Origin of the sequence: Mycobacterium sp. SA01, assembly GCF_041287105.1 — a bacterium.
GTDB lineage: Bacteria > Actinomycetota > Actinomycetes > Mycobacteriales > Mycobacteriaceae > Mycobacterium.
Genome location: NZ_JBGGNO010000018.1, coordinates 101,980 through 120,702 on the forward strand (window position 1 = coordinate 101,980; position 18,723 = coordinate 120,702).

17 protein-coding genes and 4 tRNA genes are annotated in these 18,723 nt (G+C 64.4%); 12 read left to right on the forward strand and 9 right to left on the reverse strand.

Annotated features, from left to right (window positions below):
• Positions 1 to 4 precede the first annotated feature (4 nt).
• From AB4879_RS13495 to AB4879_RS13520, 6 genes are read left to right on the forward strand one after another with little or no spacing between them, the layout of a single operon-like run.
• Complete coding sequence (locus tag AB4879_RS13495; protein WP_370507981.1) at positions 5 to 922, forward strand: DnaJ C-terminal domain-containing protein; 918 nt, start codon at positions 5 to 7, stop codon at positions 920 to 922.
• Positions 919 to 1,236 (forward strand): chaperone modulator CbpM, encoded by a 318-nt coding sequence (locus AB4879_RS13500; RefSeq protein ID WP_370507982.1) that lies wholly within the window; start codon positions 919 to 921, stop codon positions 1,234 to 1,236. The genes AB4879_RS13495 and AB4879_RS13500 overlap by 4 nt, the downstream gene beginning before the upstream one ends.
• Positions 1,218 to 3,842 carry an ATP-dependent chaperone ClpB gene (gene clpB, locus AB4879_RS13505; RefSeq protein WP_370507983.1) on the forward strand — a complete coding sequence of 875 codons (2,625 nt, stop codon included), beginning with the start codon at positions 1,218 to 1,220 and terminating at the stop codon, positions 3,840 to 3,842. The genes AB4879_RS13500 and clpB overlap by 19 nt, the downstream gene beginning before the upstream one ends.
• Positions 3,843 to 3,855: 13 nt before the next feature.
• Positions 3,856 to 4,308 carry a thioredoxin gene (trxA, locus tag AB4879_RS13510; RefSeq protein ID WP_370507984.1) on the forward strand — a complete coding sequence of 151 codons (453 nt, stop codon included), beginning with the start codon at positions 3,856 to 3,858 and terminating at the stop codon, positions 4,306 to 4,308.
• A complete protein-coding gene (locus tag AB4879_RS13515) occupies positions 4,305 to 4,568 on the forward strand; it encodes a UBP-type zinc finger domain-containing protein (RefSeq protein WP_370507985.1) in 264 nt (87 codons plus the stop codon). Before trxA ends, AB4879_RS13515 begins: the two co-directional genes overlap by 4 nt.
• The gene (locus tag AB4879_RS13520; RefSeq protein ID WP_370507986.1) at positions 4,561 to 6,249 is read left to right on the forward strand and encodes an FAD-dependent oxidoreductase; all 1,689 of its coding nucleotides are present in this window, start codon (positions 4,561 to 4,563) and stop codon (positions 6,247 to 6,249) included. The genes AB4879_RS13515 and AB4879_RS13520 overlap by 8 nt, the downstream gene beginning before the upstream one ends.
• A gap of 414 nt (positions 6,250 to 6,663) precedes the next feature.
• Here the strand turns inward: AB4879_RS13520 and AB4879_RS13525 are convergent.
• A tRNA-Val gene (locus AB4879_RS13525) sits at positions 6,664 to 6,735 on the reverse strand.
• A gap of 175 nt (positions 6,736 to 6,910) precedes the next feature.
• On the opposite strand from AB4879_RS13525, the gene AB4879_RS13530 reads away from it, so the two are divergent.
• The 6 genes from AB4879_RS13530 to AB4879_RS13555 all read left to right on the forward strand — a co-directional run bounded on the left by AB4879_RS13530 (position 6,911) and on the right by AB4879_RS13555 (position 8,732).
• Positions 6,911 to 6,983 (forward strand) — tRNA-Gly (locus tag AB4879_RS13530).
• 30 nt (positions 6,984 to 7,013) lie between these two features.
• Positions 7,014 to 7,087: transfer RNA gene (locus AB4879_RS13535), tRNA-Cys, on the forward strand.
• Positions 7,088 to 7,100: 13 nt separating this feature from the next.
• A tRNA-Val gene (locus AB4879_RS13540) sits at positions 7,101 to 7,172 on the forward strand.
• Between the two features lie 381 nt (positions 7,173 to 7,553).
• Positions 7,554 to 7,778: a hypothetical protein gene (locus AB4879_RS13545; RefSeq protein ID WP_370507987.1), complete on the forward strand. Its 225-nt coding sequence runs from the start codon at positions 7,554 to 7,556 to the stop codon at positions 7,776 to 7,778.
• 44 nt (positions 7,779 to 7,822) lie between these two features.
• Positions 7,823 to 8,212 (forward strand): helix-turn-helix domain-containing protein, encoded by a 390-nt coding sequence (locus AB4879_RS13550; protein ID WP_370507988.1) that lies wholly within the window; start codon positions 7,823 to 7,825, stop codon positions 8,210 to 8,212.
• Positions 8,202 to 8,732, forward strand: coding sequence for a hypothetical protein (locus AB4879_RS13555; RefSeq protein ID WP_370507989.1), 531 nt, complete (start codon positions 8,202 to 8,204; stop codon positions 8,730 to 8,732). The genes AB4879_RS13550 and AB4879_RS13555 overlap by 11 nt, the downstream gene beginning before the upstream one ends.
• Before the next feature lie 35 nt (positions 8,733 to 8,767).
• On the opposite strand, the gene AB4879_RS13560 is transcribed toward AB4879_RS13555, so the two are convergent.
• The 8 genes from AB4879_RS13560 to AB4879_RS13595 all read right to left on the reverse strand — a co-directional run bounded on the left by AB4879_RS13560 (position 8,768) and on the right by AB4879_RS13595 (position 18,513).
• The gene (locus tag AB4879_RS13560; protein ID WP_370507990.1) at positions 8,768 to 9,025 is read right to left on the reverse strand and encodes a hypothetical protein; all 258 of its coding nucleotides are present in this window, start codon (positions 9,023 to 9,025) and stop codon (positions 8,768 to 8,770) included.
• A gap of 90 nt (positions 9,026 to 9,115) precedes the next feature.
• On the reverse strand, positions 9,116 to 9,265 hold the full coding sequence (locus AB4879_RS13565) for a hypothetical protein (RefSeq protein ID WP_370507991.1): 150 nt from the start codon (positions 9,263 to 9,265) through the stop codon (positions 9,116 to 9,118).
• A gap of 363 nt (positions 9,266 to 9,628) precedes the next feature.
• Positions 9,629 to 10,237 (reverse strand): hypothetical protein, encoded by a 609-nt coding sequence (locus AB4879_RS13570; RefSeq protein ID WP_370507992.1) that lies wholly within the window; start codon positions 10,235 to 10,237, stop codon positions 9,629 to 9,631.
• A 971-nt stretch (positions 10,238 to 11,208) separates the two neighbouring features.
• Positions 11,209 to 11,664 carry a hypothetical protein gene (locus AB4879_RS13575; RefSeq protein WP_370507993.1) on the reverse strand — a complete coding sequence of 152 codons (456 nt, stop codon included), beginning with the start codon at positions 11,662 to 11,664 and terminating at the stop codon, positions 11,209 to 11,211.
• A complete protein-coding gene (locus AB4879_RS13580) occupies positions 11,661 to 16,034 on the reverse strand; it encodes a transglycosylase family protein (protein ID WP_370507994.1) in 4,374 nt (1,457 codons plus the stop codon). Before AB4879_RS13580 ends, AB4879_RS13575 begins: the two co-directional genes overlap by 4 nt.
• Positions 16,031 to 16,582: a hypothetical protein gene (locus AB4879_RS13585; RefSeq protein ID WP_370507995.1), complete on the reverse strand. Its 552-nt coding sequence runs from the start codon at positions 16,580 to 16,582 to the stop codon at positions 16,031 to 16,033. Before AB4879_RS13585 ends, AB4879_RS13580 begins: the two co-directional genes overlap by 4 nt.
• Complete coding sequence (locus AB4879_RS13590) at positions 16,579 to 16,974, reverse strand: hypothetical protein (RefSeq protein WP_370507996.1); 396 nt, start codon at positions 16,972 to 16,974, stop codon at positions 16,579 to 16,581. The genes AB4879_RS13585 and AB4879_RS13590 overlap by 4 nt, the downstream gene beginning before the upstream one ends.
• A gap of 156 nt (positions 16,975 to 17,130) precedes the next feature.
• Positions 17,131 to 18,513, reverse strand: coding sequence for a phage major capsid protein (locus AB4879_RS13595; protein WP_370507997.1), 1,383 nt, complete (start codon positions 18,511 to 18,513; stop codon positions 17,131 to 17,133).
• Positions 18,514 to 18,723: the final 210 nt, after the last annotated feature.

Below are 18,723 nucleotides of genomic sequence, written 5' to 3' on the forward strand. Positions count from 1 at the left end.
TCGGGTGGCCCGCGATTATTACGACGTCCTCGGGGTGTCGCGGGACGCGAGCGCCGACCAGCTCCAGCAGGCCTTCCGCACGCTGGCCCGCAAGTATCACCCGGATGTCAACAAGGATCCAACGGCCGAAGACAGGTTCAAAGAGCTCAATGAGGCCTATCACGTGTTGTCGGATCCCGACACCCGCAAGCGGTACGACCGATTCGGCGAAGACTTCCGGCAGGTCCCCGAGGACTGGGAAGAGCGAGCAGCCGCCGGTGTCGATGGCTTCGGCGGCACCGCGCGATCGGGCGGGCGGGTGCGCTACGGCCAAGGCTTCGGCGGTACCGGCGGCGGCATCAACATCGAAGACCTTTTCGGCGACATGTTCGGTGGCGGTGGTGGATTCGGGCCGATTCCGGGCGCCGACCAGGAAGCGGTACTGGAGCTGACCGTCGAAGAGGCCTACCGGGGCGGCAAACGCCAGATCTCACTGGATGGCCGCAACTACCGGGTCAACATCCCCGCCGGTGTCATCGACGGTCAGCGCATCCGGCTGGCCGGGGAGGGCGGCCGGGGTAACGGCGATGCACCGGCCGGCGACCTCTATCTGAGCGTGCGAATCAAGCCGCATCCCCAATTCCGTCTCGACGGACGCGATATCGCCGCCGATTTGCCGGTATCGCCCTGGGAGGCGGCACTGGGGACCACTGTCGCGGTCCGGACACCCGGCGGCGAAGCGAAAGTCAAGGTCCCCCAGGGGTCGTCGACCGGCAGGCGGTTGCGTCTGCGCGGCGAAGGGATGCCCAACCCGCGCGGTGCCGCCGGCGACCTCTACGCGGAGATCAAGGTGATGGTGCCACCGCGACCGACTGCGCGGGAGCGCGAGCTGTTCGAACAATTGGCGGCGGCGTCCACGTTCGATCCGAGGAGGGGACGATGACCGCACCACGCTATGTCCTGACACGGCGGCCCGGCATGCAACTCGGGGTGTTCGCAGCTCGCTGCGGATTGCATCCCGACATGGTGCGCCGACTGGTCGCACTCGGTCTCATCGCTTGCCGGCAGGGTTCCCGCGGCGAGCCCTCATTCGAACCTTCTGCGTTGGTGACAGTTGCCCGGATCCAGCGGTTGAGGGCCGGCCTAGGACTGAACTACGCGGCCATCGGGCTGGTGCTCGACCTGCTGGACCACATCGAAGAGCTGGAATCCGCTTCTCGCAGAAGGAGGACATCACCGTGGACATCAACAAGCTGACGCAGAAGTCACAGGAGGCGTTGGCCGAAGCACAGAGCATCGCGACCAGGATGGGTCATACCGAGGTCGACGGCGAACATCTATTGATGGCGCTTATCGACCAGCCCGAGGGTCTCGTACCGCGGCTGCTTGATCAGGCGGGCGCCGACACCGCGGCGCTGCGCTCGGACCTGGAACGCGAGCTGAACCGGCGCCCGAAGGTGAGCGGTCCGGGCGCCGCGCCGGGCCAGGTCTCTGTCACCAGACGGCTGGCCAACCTGTTGGAGGCCGCCGAGCGGGAAGCCAAGCGGCTCAAGGACGAATACGTGTCCGTGGAGCATCTGGTGGTAGCCCTCGCCGAAGAAGGCGCAGCCACCGCCGCCGGGCGGATACTCGCGGCCAACGGTGTGACACGAGATTCGTTCCTGGGCGCGCTGACCAAAGTCCGCGGCAACCAGCGGGTCACTTCAGCGTCCCCGGAAGGGGCTTACGAGGCGCTGGAGAAGTATGGCCGCGACCTGGTCGCGGAGGGCCGCGCCGGCAAGCTGGATCCGGTGATCGGCCGAGACGCCGAGATCCGCAGGGTAATTCAGATCCTCAGCCGCAAGACGAAGAACAACCCCGTTCTGATCGGCGACCCCGGAGTCGGCAAGACGGCGATCGTGGAGGGCCTGGCGCAGCGGATCGTTCGCGCCGATGTCCCGGAAGGCCTGCGGGACAAGACAATTTTCTCCCTCGATATGGGCTCGCTGGTGGCAGGCGCGAAGTATCGGGGTGAGTTCGAGGAACGGCTGCAGGCGGTGCTGTCAGAGGTGAAGGCGGGCGAGGGCAGGATCCTGCTGTTTGTCGACGAGTTGCATACCGTGGTCGGCGCCGGGGCGGCTGAGGGGTCCCTGGATGCCGGCAATATGCTCAAGCCGATGCTTGCCCGCGGTGAGCTGCACATGATCGGCGCCACGACCCTCGACGAATACCGCAAGCACATTGAAAAGGATGCTGCGTTGGAGCGCCGCTTCCAGACCGTCCTGGTCGACGAACCTGACGTAGAAGACGCCGTTTCGATCCTGCGCGGGCTGCGCGAACGCCTCGAGGTGTTCCACGGTGTGAAGATTCAGGATGCCGCGCTGGTAGCGGCGGCAACCCTGTCGCACCGCTACATCACCGACCGCTTCCTGCCCGATAAGGCGATCGACCTGGTGGACGAGGCGTGTGCACGGTTGCGCACCGAAATCGACTCGATGCCAGCGGAGTTGGATGAGATGACCCGTCGGGTCACCCGCCTCGAGATCGAGGAGGCGGCACTGGCCAAGGAGACCGACGCGGCGAGCAAGTCCCGGCTGGAGGAACTGCGCAAAGAATTGGCCGATCTGCGAGCCGACGCCGATGCGCGGCACGCGCAATGGGATGCCGAGCGCCAGGCGATCCGGCGGGTACAGGAACTGCGCGGGCAACTCGAGCAGCTGCGGCACGAGGCCGAAGAAGCTGAACGCGACTATGACCTCACCCGGGCAGCCGAGTTGCGCTATGGCCAGATCACCGAACTGGAACGCAAACTGCAAGCGGCCGAGGAACAGCTGGCGTCCAAGCAGGGCGAGACTCGGCTGCTTCGCGAGGTCGTCACCGAGGACGAGATCGCCGAGATCGTGGCCGCATGGACCGGCATACCGGTCGCGCGATTGCAGGAGGGCGAAAGGGAAAAGCTGCTGCGGCTCGACGAAATACTGCACGAACGGGTGATCGGCCAAGACGAGGCGGTCCAGCTGGTCGCCGATGCGGTGATTCGGGCCCGCTCCGGAATCCGGGATCCGCGCCGCCCTATCGGCTCGTTCATCTTCCTCGGCCCCACCGGGGTCGGTAAGACCGAGCTGGCGAAGACGCTGGCCGCCGCACTGTTCGACAGCGAGGACAACACGGTCCGGCTCGACATGAGCGAGTACCAGGAGCGGCACACCGTGAGCCGGTTGGTCGGTGCCCCACCGGGATACGTCGGCTACGAGGAGGGTGGCCAGCTCACCGAAGCGGTGCGCCGCAAGCCCTACTCGGTGGTGCTGCTCGACGAGATCGAAAAGGCGCACGCCGATGTGTTCAACACCCTGCTGCAGGTGCTCGACGACGGTCGACTCACCGATTCCCAAGGGCGTCAGGTCGACTTCCGCAACACGGTGGTCATCATGACCTCCAACATCGGATCGCACTATCTGCTCGACGGCGTCACCGCAGATGGCGAGATCAAGCCCGATGCGCGCGACCTGGTGATGGCAGAGTTGCGCGGACACTTCCGGCCCGAGTTTCTCAACCGCGTCGACGACATCGTCTTGTTCGCTCCGCTGTCGATGTCGCAGCTCGAGCGGATCGTCGAGCTACAGCTGGCCGAGTTGCGGGATCGATTGGCGCAAAGGCAGATCCAGCTCGAAGTCACCCCGGACGCTCGCCGGATGATCGCCGAACACGGCTACGATCCGGTGTACGGAGCACGGCCCCTTCGCCGCTACATCGCCCACGAGGTGGAAACCAAGATCGGCCGGGCGCTGCTGCGCGGCGACATCGGCGGCGGCGGGACGGTCCGCGTCACCGTGGAGAATGGCGAACTCGCCGTGCACTATTCGAAACCCGCGCTGGCAGCTTGACAGAGGAGACCCCATGGAAACCGACATCATCGCGTGCCCGCACTGCGGTAAGCGCAATCGCGTACCGGCAGCGGCCGCAGGGAAGCCACGGTGCGCCAACTGTCACCAATGGCTGCCGTGGATCGCTGCGGCCGGCGACAGTGACTTCGCGGAAGTTGCCGAAAAGCCCTCCATCCCAGTACTTGTCGATCTGTGGGCACCCTGGTGTGGGCCGTGCCGGATGGTAAGCCCGGCGCTGGAGCAACTCGCCACCGAACGGGCCGGGCAACTCAAACTCGTCAAGGTCGACGTGGATAAGGCGCCGGCGATTTCACAGCGGTTCACGGTGCAGGCAGTGCCGACGCTGCTGGTCCTTGACCAGGGGCAGATAGTGGCGCGGCAAGCGGGCGCCGCCCCCGTTGCGACGCTGCGGAATTGGCTGGATGAAGCTCTGTCAACGGATAGCTCGAAGGAGGCACGATCATGACGTCTGTGTATGTGGATCCGCACGTGGCGGAGATACGCCCGGTGCGCCCGCGGTCGAATGGCTGCGAGGACTGCCTGCGGCTTGGCACACCATGGCTGCACCTGCGGCTGTGCCTGGCGTGTGGACACGTGGGCTGTTGCGATTCATCACCCATGCGGCATGCCCGGGCACACGCCCATTCGATCGGGCACCCGATCGTGCAGTCCTTCGAGCCCGGCGAGAACTGGCGCTGGTGCTACGTCCACGAAGACTATGTCTGAGACCGTCGTCGACCAGCGCGAATCGTCGCCGCTGGTCGAAACACCCGACATACACGGCGCCTACCCGCGACTGTCCGACGATCAGATCGCCACCCTCGAGTCAGGCGGTGCCCGGCGCACCGTCGGCGCGGGCGAGATGCTCGTTCGCGAAGGTGAGCGCGCCGACTACTTCTTCGTCATCCTGTCCGGCAAGGTGGCCGTGAGCAACGCAGACGACGCGGGCGACCAGCGTGTGACCCGGGTGCACGGCCCCCGGCGGTTCCTCGGCGAGTTGGGTGACCTCGAGGGCCAGGCAGCGTTCTACAGCGCGGAAGTGGTGGAACCCGGTGAAGTGCTTGTGGTTCCGACCGAACGGGTGCGGGCCCTGGTGGTCCACGATCCGGCGCTCAGTGATCTGATCCTGCGCGCCTACCTGTGGCGGCGCTGCCTGCTCATTCAGGAGGGATCTGGATTCCGGATCATCGGATCGTGCTTCTCGCCGGACACCGTTCGGTTACGTGAGTTTGCCGCACGAAATCGGTTGCCGCACCGCTGGTTCGAGCTCGAGCGCGATCCGCATGCCGAACGACTGCTGCAGCGGTTCGGGGTGACCGCCCAGGACACACCGGTGGTGATCTGGGGCGGTGCGGTGCTGCGCAACCCGACCAACACGGAGCTGGCCCGGCGGGTGGGACTGCCGGTGGCAGACTCGGCCCCGGACGAATGCGACGTCATCGTGGTCGGCGCTGGTCCCGCGGGACTGGGCGCCGCGGTGTATGCCGCGTCGGACGGCCTGACCACCGCGGCCATGGAGCGGATCGCGACCGGCGGCCAGGCCGGGACGTCGTCGCGGATCGAGAACTATCTCGGGTTTCCCGGCGGAATCTCCGGAGGCGACCTGGCCGAACGTGCGGCCCTGCAGGCCGCGAAGTTCGGAGCGCGGATCTTGGTGTCCGCCGAGATCACCCGGCTGGAATCCGGCCACGGCCAGCACCGGCTGACACTTGCCGACGGTGGGACGATGGTGGCCAGGGCCGTTGTGCTGGCGACGGGAGCTAGGTATCGCAAGCTCGCCGTCCCCGGTCTCGAATCGTTCGAGGGTAACGGCGTTTATTACGCCGCCACCGTTCAGGAAGCGCTGCTGTGTGGCACCGGGCCGGTGGTGATCGTCGGGGGTGGTAACTCCGCGGGGCAAGCGGCGGTCTTCCTCGCCGGTCAGGCGTCCCGGGTGTACGTGGTGATCCGTGGCGAGGACCTGAGCAAGACCATGTCCCGGTACCTCATCGACCAGATCGACCGGCACCCCCGGGTGACCATCCGGTCGTGCACCGAGATCCGGGAGGTGCACGGAGACGACAAACTCAGCGAGGTCGTGACCGAGGACAAACGAACGGGCGAGCGGCACTCGATCCAGACCCGCGCGCTGTTCGTCTTCATCGGCGCGGATCCCCACACCTCGTGGCTCGTCGGCGCCATCCAACTCGACGACCACGGCTTCGTCCCGACCGGCCCGGCCGCACTCTACTCGGACACCGACGGCCATCAGGGGCAAATGCAACGTCGGCCGATGCCGCTCGAGACCAGCCAACCCGGCGTGTTCGCAGTGGGCGACGTGCGCAGCGGCTCGGTCAAACGGGTGGCGTCCGCGGTCGGCGAGGGGTCGATGGCGATCCGCCAAATCCACGAGTACTTCGGAACCTGATCGGGCGCAGTGTCGAATGAGCTGTACGGGGCAGCGCCTCAGCCGGGCGGTGGGCGCAATCAGCTGTTGCTCCCAGCAAGGCGCCCAGGGCAGAACCAACTCGCCGGCCATGGATTGAGTTCGATGCTGGCGTAAGCCATACCCTCCGGAATTCGAACGCACCGTCTCCCACGCGGGCCGTCCTGGTGTCGCGGCGGATTCGGACCGGACGGTCGGGCGTACGCGGTCCGCGGCACACCAATGCGTCATCTGCGCATCGATATCTGGGACGACGTCGCGTCGGCTCCTGGGCTACCGGTAGGTTGATCACCCCTGAGGATGAGCCCCAGTTCTGGGCCTATAGATGTCGCGATCGTGGTTTCTTGAGGTGCCGATTGGCCGAAAATATGCACTCTGAACTGGGCTTTTATGAAGTGGTCCCGGCTGGTATCGAACCAGCGACCTTCCGCGTGTGAGGCGGACGCTCTCCCACTGAGCTACGAGACCCGGTGCGCGCACACCATGAGAATGGTGCCCGATTCGCCGAGGACGAACATTATCACGGCACACCCGTCCGGCCAGAATGCGCTCGTCGCGGCGCCGCGGCGAGGGGATTTGTGCGGCTTCGCCTACGTCGACTATTGTCGTCCTTCGCAGCGGGCGACGATCTCGTCCGAAGCGCGCGGATGTAGCGCAGTTGGTAGCGCATCACCTTGCCAAGGTGAGGGTCGCGGGTTCGAATCCCGTCATCCGCTCGAAGGTGCAAGTGCGGCATCAGACCCAACGGTGGAGTGGCCGAGTGGTGAGGCAACGGCCTGCAAAGCCGTGCACACGGGTTCGATTCCCGTCTCCACCTCCAAGAGATTGGTCCCGCGCGATTAGCTCAGCGGGAGAGCGCTTCCCTGACACGGAAGAGGTCACTGGTTCAATCCCAGTATCGCGCACAAAGATTGATGCAGGTTAGAGGCGCTTTTTAGCCCACTCCCCCGAAAACGTGGACTCCGCGTGGACTCCCGCGAAACGCGTTCATCGTTGCGATACTTCGACCTTGGTCGCTTAGGCTGCGACAGAACTACTTGACTCGCGGCTGGGAGGACGTCCGAATCGCTGACGAATGCGACCAGTGCGCCCACGGCAATTGTCGGTTGCAACGCGGCGGGTGCACGTGGAACCACACCGATGCCTGCCTTGATCACCTGGCCGATCTCCGCAAGCGTGATGTCGACGCGTGGGCTTTCCTGGGTGAGCTCGTAGACATGTCGAGGTCGTCAAATGGCTTGTCAAGTAACCACGTATCGCCGCTTCGCGTCTTATCGAAGCATTGGATGGGCGAACTCAAGGCCCGTGGTGGCGACGGTCGCAGCATGTACCGCCTCTATTACGGAGAACCTGATCAGCAAGACGATCTCGCGGTCGGGCTTTGCGTCCTTCTCAAGCGAACGTTTCCGAACAGCTTCTCGACAACCGAGGCTCAGAATGCCGACATCAGGTCTGCACGCGACCTGTTCATGGGTTGGCTGAAGGAATACGGGATGACAAGCGGAAGCTAGGATGTTGCGGTATATCACAACTGGTGTTGCGGAAGGAGCGACTGATGACAGTGGACGACCCGTTCGCCCCCGGTGATCTCACCGAAGCCGAACGCAATGCGAAAGCACTGGCGCGAACCGATCTGCAGATGCTGGCCGCCCTTGTACAGATGCGGCGGGACAAAGGTCTGACACAAGAAACTGTTGCTGCGTCGCTTGGCCGCGACAAGAGTTCCGTTAGTCGCTTCGAGCGGCTCGATTCTGACCCACGCATGTCGACGGTTCGTAGATATGCGCGTGCGGTTGGCGCGCTCATCACCCATGACGTCTCTGATTTCGCAGAGACCGAAAAACGGCCGCAGCCGTTAGCAGCGGTGTACGCGATCACCACCGAAATGCCGCCGCGATCTGTATTCGCGGAGGCAGTCGCCACGCGATATGTAAGTGCGTCGTGACGTCTCAACGCCCCTTGCCTCACAGGCGATGCGGAATGAAATGACAGATGCAACGGAAGGCGAGGCCGGGGCCGAGCAGATGAAAATTTCGCCGGTCGTCGCCTTGCACCACCAACCGGACGGTAACTTGCAAGCGATCGCGCATGTCGCTGAGTTCATCGGTTTTCCCATCACCCTGTACCTCCCGTGGGGCATCGCCGCCGGCAATACCGCGTCTCCGAGCAGGTATTACGAACATCTGGCTGCAAGTGTCCGTGGTGGAGAACTACCCAACGAAGTACCAGACGGTTGGGTCGAGTTGATTGACCAGTTTGCGGCAGTCCACTTCGATCCCTTGGCCGAGATGTCTTTCGACGAGCGCACCAAGGACAACATCGTCGACGGATTCAATCTGGTGTCCTTCTTCGCACTCAGGGACGCTCGATGCTGGGTAGGCGGTTCACCTCACCCTATTAATCACGAATACCTCCGCGTGCGTATCAGCGACGTCACTGCTTGGGCATGGGGCAGCATCGGCTGATCCCCGGCCGGGTTCGAGGCCCAAAAGACCAAGCGCTATCTCACACGGAGAATCCGCGTCACGATGTCCCCGGACGCGTACGTGATTGACCACGGTTCGCCGGTCTCCGGCAATGGTTCCGACTCAACGGTCAGGGTGTTGCGGTACGTTCCGTCCTCCTGACGCACCGAACTGAATCTCTTGTTCTCCACTTGGAACAACACCCGGCGTCCCGTTTCGTCGTCTACGACCGCCAGCGAATCGCCCGGCCGAACCTCGTCGATGAGCACCGGTTCTTCTGTGAACTGCTCCATTCAAAACACCTTCTCCGACCTATAAGGCGCGCTCGGCATTGCACGCACCCAACAACGCTAGCCAAAACCCCTGACACGGAGCGCCGACAGTCAGGGGCGGTCCGGATCTAGCGCCCGGACCGCGTGCGCGAGGTGGGCCAGCCCCTCCGCGAGCAGTCGTGTCTGCTCACTCTCGGTCCGGCGCTGCACCTCGCGGAACTTCACCGATGCCGACGCCGCCCACGTTGCAACTTCACCCATGCGGGCATCATGCCCAGCACCACCGACAAGGCCCTATGGCTGGTCACCGACGACGACCTCGGTCTGCTTCGTAGCCCCACAGAAATCGCACACAAGGTCATTCACCTTCGTACGGGGTTCCACCCCCACGAGGTAACGCGACGCACGAATTCGCCACTCATGGACATGCTCATCGGCCATCAGGCAACGATAATCACCACCCCTGACCGCTACGCCGGTCACGCACATCCTCGGATCCCCCGGCGCCCGGAAGCTGCATATTTCGGGACCTCACGAACAATGACCTGACCAGGGTAGATTCCACTCAAAGACACCTTGTCCCTCAGTTCGCAGACCAATTTCGTGGACCCACGCAAATGGTCGTCACCAATCACCCGGGCCAGACCGCCAACCAGACCGCCCAGGACCACCATTCCGCTGCCGCACCGACGGCGCTACCGGTGCCACATCATCCTCATCATCGTCGCCGTTGTAATCGCCGTCATCCTCCAACCGGGCCAGCGCACGAGAAACACCACCCTTGGACATCTTCGGCACCAGCGCCGCCCCAATCTCCGACAACGACTTACCCTGACGACGCAACTTCACAATCAAGGCGTCACGGAAATGCTTAGGCATCGGCTCACTGGTCACCACCCGCTCCGGCAGCGCCACACCGGCATCCCGATACGACCCCAAAGCTTGCAGCCGATACAGCTCCAACGCGTTAAGGCCACCGGCCACATGCTCCCGAGACCAGCCCAAATAGGCCAACTCCGCATCCGACAACACCGGCCGCGCCGGATCCACCTCACCCGCAGCGGCAGCGGCCGGCACCGGCACCCCCGGCACCGGCGGCACCCCATCCTTTTCGGCCCGCGACTTCGCCCGCTGCACCGCCCCCAACGACAACCCCAACAACTCCGCCACCTGACGAAACGACAAACCCTCACCCAACAACTCCGCCACCCGACGGTCCTGCTCACCACTCACCACATGCCACCCATCTGTATCGCTCTAACTCAACCCGTATCGGCCAAGGTGTATCGGAAAGTCGTCGCAGGTCAGAGGCCGAAAGGTGTCCTGTATCAACACCATCCGATACACCACCCGATACACCCGAAAGTGGTTGAAAATAGCCAACATTCGAGACACCCGAAACCCCACGCGGTAATGCGAGATTCGAGCATCGCGAAACGTGAAAGCCGTTGGCATAAGCCAACATTCAGACGTCGAAGGGTGCGTGAAAGCCGTTGCGGCACAAGGGGTTGCGGGCCTCGCGATTTCGACCTGCCGCTCGCGCGCTCAGCAAACACCGATAGACTTTGCGGTATTTCATCGCTGCACGTCAGGGGCCTATTCCGTCGTGGTTTGGCAGGCGTCCAGTTAACCCTATTTCCGCAGGTCAGAGGCTGTTTCGTGGGGTTTCTTGCGTATAGCAAACCCTCCGGAAGTGGTTGGGAGGGGCCATGTTTGGGGTGGTGTTTGTGTTGAATCATGTTGTGGCATAGGCGATTTGGATGGTCATGGGTGGTTCACTGATCAGCCTGGTGTTGGTGGATGTAGTTGTGTCGCTTGGGTTTTGGGTGTTGTTGGTTGGTTGAATTGTGTTGTGGTGGCCCCGCTTTCGGCGTCTTGGGTGGGGGCCTGACCCTCAATGGGGGATCTACGCCCCTGGCCTGCTTATGGGGGTGTGTTGGTCTGCGGGGTGGTTTGACCTGCGGGTTTGTGGTTGTCGGCCGGTTCGGGTGCCGGTGCTGTCGAGTACGCCCAACCGTGGGAGGTGTGGGCCGTAGCGGATCCGGCGGGTGTCCTGGCCTGCGGGTTCGGTCATCTCTGGGTGCCGTAGTAGTGGTCCCAACCTGCGGGTGTGAGGGATGCTTCGCGGGTTGTCTCGTCCCATTCGATCAGTCCCTTGTCTCGCAGGGACCGGCAAATTTCGTCGACTTGCTCGTCGGTGAAGCTCACTGTGTCTGTTCCTCTCGTGCTGCTGCTTTGCGTGCTGCTGCGGCTTGTTGGCGGGTGATGACCTTCGGTTTCGCGGATGCCGGGACAGCTGAGGTGGCGCCGCGTCCGCGTCGTTTCGGCCGGCCGATGGTGGCCTGTTCGGACTGGCGTTGTGCGACCTGCATTCGGACTGTTCCGGCCGGTGTACCGCCTGCGGTGACGTAGGCGTTGCGTTGGGCTAGTGCGCGGTCGTCGTCCTTAGCGGCTTCGATGTTGCCGGTGTAGACGGCGTTGGCGACGGCGGCGGCGACGGTCAAGGCAGAGATGAAGTCGGGGATCTCGCGCGGGTGAATGTGCCGGGGCAGCATCACGAGGGCGTCAGGCCCGATGGACACCTGATAGTTGTTGGCGGTGACTAGGTGCCATTCGCCTACGCGTCGCACGGTCGGCGGTGTGGTGCTGGTTTCGGTCATAGCGGGATACCTGCCCCGCCTGCCATGGCGGGCGCGCTCGTGGTGTGCGCGATCTGCGCGACTTGGTCTTTGACCTGCGGTGTTGGGTTGAACCCTTGATAGGTGTTGGCGATCGTCAGGTTTGAGTTGGTGGTGGTGCCGGGTCCGGTGGCTGCTGCGGCGGGGATGTTCACCGGGCTAGATGAGCCGATACCGGCCGGTGTGTTTGATGCCGGGGCGGGTGGACCGCTGTTCCACGTTGACGGGGTCACGGCCGGGTTGCCGTTGGTGACCGAGTGCATCAGTTGTTTCAGGCCGGGGATGGCGCCTTCGGCGAACGACATGAGACCGCCGTCGGTGCCCCCGCTGCTACTGCCGCCGGGTGTTTGACCTGCCAGTGAGGCCAGTGGGCCACCGGGCGCGTACAGGCCGGTGTTGGTCTGGCCCATGTTTTGCAGCAGGTTCAATCCGTAACCGGCGCCGCCGGTCAACAACTTCGTGATGCCCCAGTCAGCGGGCGACTTGGCGAACACGTCGGGGAACCCGAGCTCTTGCATGACGCCTTTTAGGAACCCTTTGCCGAGTGTTTCGGCGTTCTGATCAGGCCGTTCCTTGCTGCTGCTCTTGGTTGATTCCCACGGTGCCGGTTTCTCGGCTTCGAGGTTTTGGCGGTTCTGTTCGTCGGCAGCGTGACGCTTCGCCCGCGCGAGTGCCTCGGTGGCGTCTACATATTCCTGATCGGCCGTGGCAGCCGCATTGGTGGTGTCGGGGTCGCCGGGGAGCACTGCGGCGTCGGCATCGTTCTTTTTAGCTAGGGCCTTGTCGACTCGCTGCTGTGCCCGGGTGACGGCGTCGGTGGCGTCGGTCGCAGCTTCTAGCGCGTCGGTGTAGCTGTTGAGCCAGGTGTCCAGCTTCACCCGTTGTTCGGGGGTCATGCTCGCGCCCTTGTCGGGCATGTCCCAGCTGTGCTGGAAACTGCCGAATGGGGTGTCGATGGTGTTGGTGGCGCCGGGTGCCGCTTGTGGGATGTTCGGTGGTGGCGGCACCGAGTTGAACTGTGCGCCGGGTGCGGTCGGTGCCGGGGTGGTGGGGTTGCCGTCGTCGCGGGTGATCCGACCCACCGTGAAAACCTGCCCACCGGTGCCGGGGGTGTAGTCGGCCGGGGCCACGGTTCCGGTCGCCGCGCTTGCCGCGCCGGGGATGTACTGCAAGGCCCAGTGGTCGTGGTTGGCGTGGCCGGGCATTCCCTCACCACCGGAGCCGTAGGTCTGCCACCCGTTGGTGAGGTGCCCGCCGATGATGTTCATGTTGTCGGTGAAGGTGCTGCCGCCGTCGCCGTCGGGGTTGTGGATCAGTTGCCGGGTGGCGTCCCGCAGGGTGGGGTTGTTGGCGATCATTGCCGCGAACGCGTCCATCTCCGCCGAACTGCCCGAGATGTCCAGGGCGCGACGAACACTGTGGTCGGCGCCGTCGTCGGGGTGGCCGGTCGGTCCGCCGGGATAGTCGGCCGTGACCGAGAGGTGCGCGCCGGCCGCTGCGTTGAACTGGTCCATCACCTGTTTCATGAACGCGAGCACGTCTTGACCGACACCGGACGGTGCACCGGGGATCCCGCCATAGCGTGGGAGGTTGGTGGATCCGTTGTCGGTCGCAGCGATACCGGCATAGGACCCGCCACCGACACCGGGTGCGCCGGATGGCGCGCCGTACTTGAAGGTGTTGGGCCACGCGCCGGGGCCTTGCCCGGCGAGGATCTTCTCCGCTATCGCGATCTGTTGTTCCTTGGTGGCCTTGTCGGCGGTCGGCGCATAGGCGGTCCCCCCGAACTGCTGCCACGTGGAGTCAAGGATCTGCAAGCCACCCCGGAACGGTCGGCCCTTGCTGTCCGAGGGCAGCGACCAGTTGCCGCCGCTCTCGTGTTGGGCGATGGCGTCCCAGTTCACCCCGGACCCGCCGGTAGTGTTGCCTGCGGGGATCACACCGGGCACGCCCGCCGCGGCGGGGCCACCGGTGGGCAGCGTGAACGAGGTGGGAATGGTGACCCCGTCGGCGCCCTGGTTTTCCGTCGGGATCCCGATGGATTCCATGAGGTCGGACAGACTCTTCTGTTCGTTGTCTTTGACGTCGAACGCGGTGGGCAGCACCACGCCTTCGCTGCCGTCGGGGATCTGCCCGAGATACTTCGAGCCGATCCCGGCCTTGCCCATGAGTCCGTCGGGGTCGAGCTGGTCGCCTGTTTGCACGGTCAGGCTGGTCGGGACCACCACGCCCTGCGGGCCTTGGTTGGCGGTGGGGATCCCGGCGCCGTCGAGAATCTGGCCGACCGGCAGCTTGTACGCCGATGGCGCCACCGGCAGAAGCAGACCCGGCAACGTCGCTGGCGGTTGACTACCGCCGCCCTGCAGAATTTTCGACGGATCAACGGGCACACCTGGGGGCGGTGGCGGCGTCGGCGGTTCGGGCTGGTCGGGTGCCCAGATCGGCGCCCCGCCGAGCAGTCGATACAACCAGTCGCCGAAGTTGTGGGCGCCGGGCATGAACTGCCCGGACGGGTAACCGCCCGGCGGCGTGCCTGCGGTGTCCGGGATTTTCATCTCCGGTGCTACCGGGACCTTGATGCCATCGGGTGGGATCCCGAACAACGATTTCGGGTCTGCCGGTGGCGGCGTTCCCGGCCCGTCCGGTCCGGTCGGCCGGGGCACGATCGGAACGTCAACGTCTTTGGCGCCGAGAGACTCGAGAAACTCGCGAACGCGTTTCTGGTTCTCCGGGGTATCGGCGGTGAACTCGAGCTGCCCGGCGTCGCCCTTGCTGATGTCCACCCCGGCCTGTCGCAGCGCGTCCAGGTCCCGTTCGAGGTTCGCCGAATCGGTGAGCTGCACACCCTTGCCGTCGGGGCCTGCCTTCACCGCGTCCTGCAGATCCTGAACAACAGTGATCTGCTCGCGGGCCTTCGCCATCAAGTCATCGAACGACTTGGTTAGCGCGTCGGTGTGCTGACCGGCATCGGACAGGTGCCTACCGAGGTCGGAGAGATGGTCACCGGCCTTCTGCGTGGCGTCGTCACCGGTGAGAGACCCGTACGCCGACTCCAGACCGCCGGCGGCGTCCATGAGGTCACCGGCGGCTGCCGCGATCTGCCCGCCCACCCAGATCGCGGCATCACCAACGTGGGTAATCCAGTCAACGATTTCGGGCCCGTGGGTGTTCACCCAAGACGACAGTTTGTCGAACGCGCCACCCAGGTTTTCGGTGATCGCTTCACCGACCGGCATCAAATCAACGTTGATTTCATGGCCGAGCTCCGCGATCTTGTCGCTAAGGGTGGCGGTTCTGTCGTACACGTCTGATATGCCATCGGTGGGCAGGTTGTCGAATGCGCTACCCAAGGATTCAACCGACAGAATGCCCTGATCAACGGCGGCCTCGAATTGGACCGCGCCCCGGCCCAGCTTCGCCGCCCATCCGTTTTCGGCGATCCGATCCCCGGTGTCCTTCGCCGCGACCATCCCGGCCACAACGGTTTTCAGATACTGCGCGAGTGTCTCGTGGTCCTTCGCCGCCTCTTTACTGACACTCTGCAATCCGCGCATCGCCTGCTGTGCGTTGATGCCGTTGGCCTGCATCTGCGCCAAGAGCGACGCCACCGGCATCGCATCCAAACCGAACTCGTGGAGCGCGGCGCCGTTCTCCCGCAGTGTGGTAACCAGCTCGCCCAGCGGCACCGAGGTCTGCCGCGAGATGTTGAACAACGAATTTAGCCACTGATCCGCTTGCGAGAATGGAACGTTCATAGCGGCCATGGCCGCCGAGAACGCCCCGGGGTCGATGGCCTTGCCGAGCATTTCACCGGCGTCTGCGAAGTCAGTCACCAGCTGTTGCAGCGCGCCGCCGCGCAGGCCGGTCCGCTGCGCGAGGACCGCCGTCGCCGCCTCGATGGTCTCGAAAGACGCTGCGGTGTGTGCTCCGACGCTTCCGATTACATCCTTGAGGCCTTCCAAATCCTCGCCGGTCGCGGTCGTGGTGGCCTGCAGTTTCCTGTTGACGCCTTCCCACGTTTCGCCGATTTCGTACAGGCCTTTGACCAGCTCCTTCGAGATGTCGATGAGGCCTTCGACGCCTTCCCCGGCAGCTTCCATCCCGGCGACCACGAGGCCACCGGTGGCACCGGCGACAATGCCCAAATGCTCCATCGACCCGGATGCGGACCCGAGCTGCTGCGTCAGGTTTCCTAGACCGAATTCGCTTCCCAGCCCTTGTTTGAAGGCTGCGGCGAACCGGCCGGATGCCTCCCGGCCCACCTTTTCCATTGCTTCGATGAGGCCTGCCGCGCTACCGGCGATGTCCACCCAGGCGACGCCTTCAGTGCCCCCGTCGTGTGGTTCGGTCATCGCGAATCCCCTTTGCGTCGGGTCGGTCTCGGACCGGTCAGAGCCGATGCAGCGGGTGCTGATTCGCGCACAAATGAGTCACCGATGACGGGCAGGCCCGGAACACGCCACGAGACGGACGCCCGATACCGGGTCAGGTTGACCAGCGGATCTGCCTGCCTGGTCGGCAGCGCCGCACCCGTGGAATACGCCACGTACCAGTTGTCCGAACCGACCGCGGTCGTCGTGCCTTGCGCGTTCGAACCCCAAGCCAACGCCCAACCGATCAGTTCCTCCGCCAACGCCTCATCACTGTTGGGGGCGTAGGCGTGCAGGATCAGCGACACGTCCCACATGAGTTGTTCGAGGCCCGGTGCCGGCCGCAGGACACCTCCGCCGGATTCGATGCGCAGGAACCCGTTGATGGTGTCGGCGGTCTGCGCCGGGCGTGGGAGACGCGTCCCTACCGGGGTCGGCGCCATCAGGGGCGCGAAGTAGGCCTCCGCCAGTCGTTCGGTTGGCGGCGGTCGCGTCGTCGACAGAAACCGGGGTGCGGTTGGCCCGGTCATGGGAGGTCCCGGTGTAGCTTGGGATCCGTATGTGCGGCAGCCGCTTTCAACAGGGTGCTGTGGGCGCGGTTGTCCACAACGGCCTTGTAGTTCGCTGCCCGAACCTTGCCCCGAGCACGTTTGTTATCGGGGTGCGTACTGGGCTGGTATTCGTAGCGCGCGCCTTTGGTGACCGCCATGGCGTTCGCTGCCGCCGCCACCCGCCGGCCGCGCTCGTCTACCTGCGCGCGAATCGGCGCGCTGTTCATCATTTTGCGGAATTTCGCCTGATCGACCCGCAGAACTAGACCGCCGCCGAGAGGAATCACCGAGGGCACGTGTTCGTCAACGTCCACCTCGGAGCCGAGGTCATCGCCCCACCCGGCAGCGTCGGCGCCGAATTCACCGGCCATGACGTGTCACCTCTCCCGTTTGGGTGGGGGGCGCGTGGCGACTTTGAAGGAGATGACAAGCGCCCCCCTCGGGGGAGCTGCGGTGACTATGGGCGGTCCCGCGCTCACCCGGTTCTCCACCGGCCACTGCGTCGGACAGCGGACCGGGGAAGCCTTTTAGAACGTCGGCGTCGGTAGGCCGGTCACAGTCACGATGGACTGTGGATATCTGGCGGCAGTGAAGGCCAAGTACGAATAGACCTGAAGCAAAACGGTGAGTGTGCTGGCCTTGACCTCAGGCATCACGCGCGCCCGAATCCCCGACTCGTAGAGGATCAGATCCTGCGCACGAAGCACATAAATAATGTCTTCGGTGCCGCCGCCGGATTCACTGCCCGCCGTCGTGGTCACGTTGGGGTCAGTAATCACAGGCAACCCAGCGAGCTGCCCCACGATCTGCTGCGAGTCAACCTCACTGAGGATGCCAACCGCGTTCATCGGGTTCGACGCATACGGCAGGATCAACGGCCGGTCGGTCGAATCGAGCAAGCTCAAGAACCAACCCCACCTTCTGGGGTGCATCACGATGGCCGTCGGTGGCAGGAATCGCGTTGTGTGAACCGTCTGAATCGCATTCGCAATCGCCGAATAGACACCCTGGATGGTCACCGAACCCACGGCAACGGTGTTGACACCGGAGGTGTAGTCGACGCCGAGCACCTGGCCGTTGCTGCCGGTGCCGTAGAGCACCTGCTGGTCGGTGGCGGCGGCGTGGGCGGCGATGAGGTCGCGGAAGACCACATCGTCGAATGCAATCGGACTTTGGTCGATGAGCTGGATCGCGACGCCCTCTTGACCGGCGATGGTGCGGACCGGGCAGCTGATGAACGTATCTGTAAGGTCCACGTCCGTCACGGAAGTGTTGTCGCCGTTCTGGATCCCAACAGCGGTGCCGGACAACACCTTTGGCACGTTTATTGAGTCCGTGCCTCCTGGGAGTGGCTGGCGCTGCACCAAGTTCGCAAACGCGCGGCCGGGGCGCGCCAGTTCGACGTACTGGTTCATCAGCCATGCCGGGGGCACCGCGTACCCCCCCTGGCCATCGACACGGCTGAGGTCTCGGAATTCGGCGTAGGCGTGGTGGTCTGCGACCTGGCGGGCATGTTCCTGCAGGCGCCGATAGCTGCTGCCGTCGTCGTCGCGGTTGAGGGAGTGTCGGGTCAGGTCCCGAACCCACGAGGTTCGGCGGTCACCTGCGCGGTAAGTGAGGTCACGGTCGTCGATGTGGCGTGCGGCGGTCATGGTGTTTCCTGAGGCGTTGACGCGCTGACTCAGTGCGGAGAAGTCGCCGGCGCGGGCGGCCTCTTCGCGTAGGTCTGCGCAGCGGTTTTCGAGTGCCTCGATGTCTCGGAGTGCGCGAATTTCGTCCGTGTTCATGTCGCGCCGGCCTTGGGCCTTGGCGTCTGCGAGCCGCTCTAGCAGGTTGTTGCGCTGGTTTTGGGTGCGGCGCTCAAGTTGTTCGAGCTGGCCTGAAATTGCGGATGCGGCATTGAGTGACATGGCGTGGTCGTCTTCCGGGCAACGCCGAATTACCCAGGGGTGCTGGGCTTTCGGGCATCGAAAAGGGGACGCCGGTCAGAGGGGGCGATCAGCCCAAGTCCGGGGTGTAGCAAGTGGGGGCGATCAACCCCTTGTCCGGGTTCCCCCGGGCCGTTGGGGTGCCCCCCTCAGGCCCGGGTTCTCCGGATCGCGCGTTCCGGTGGGGCGACT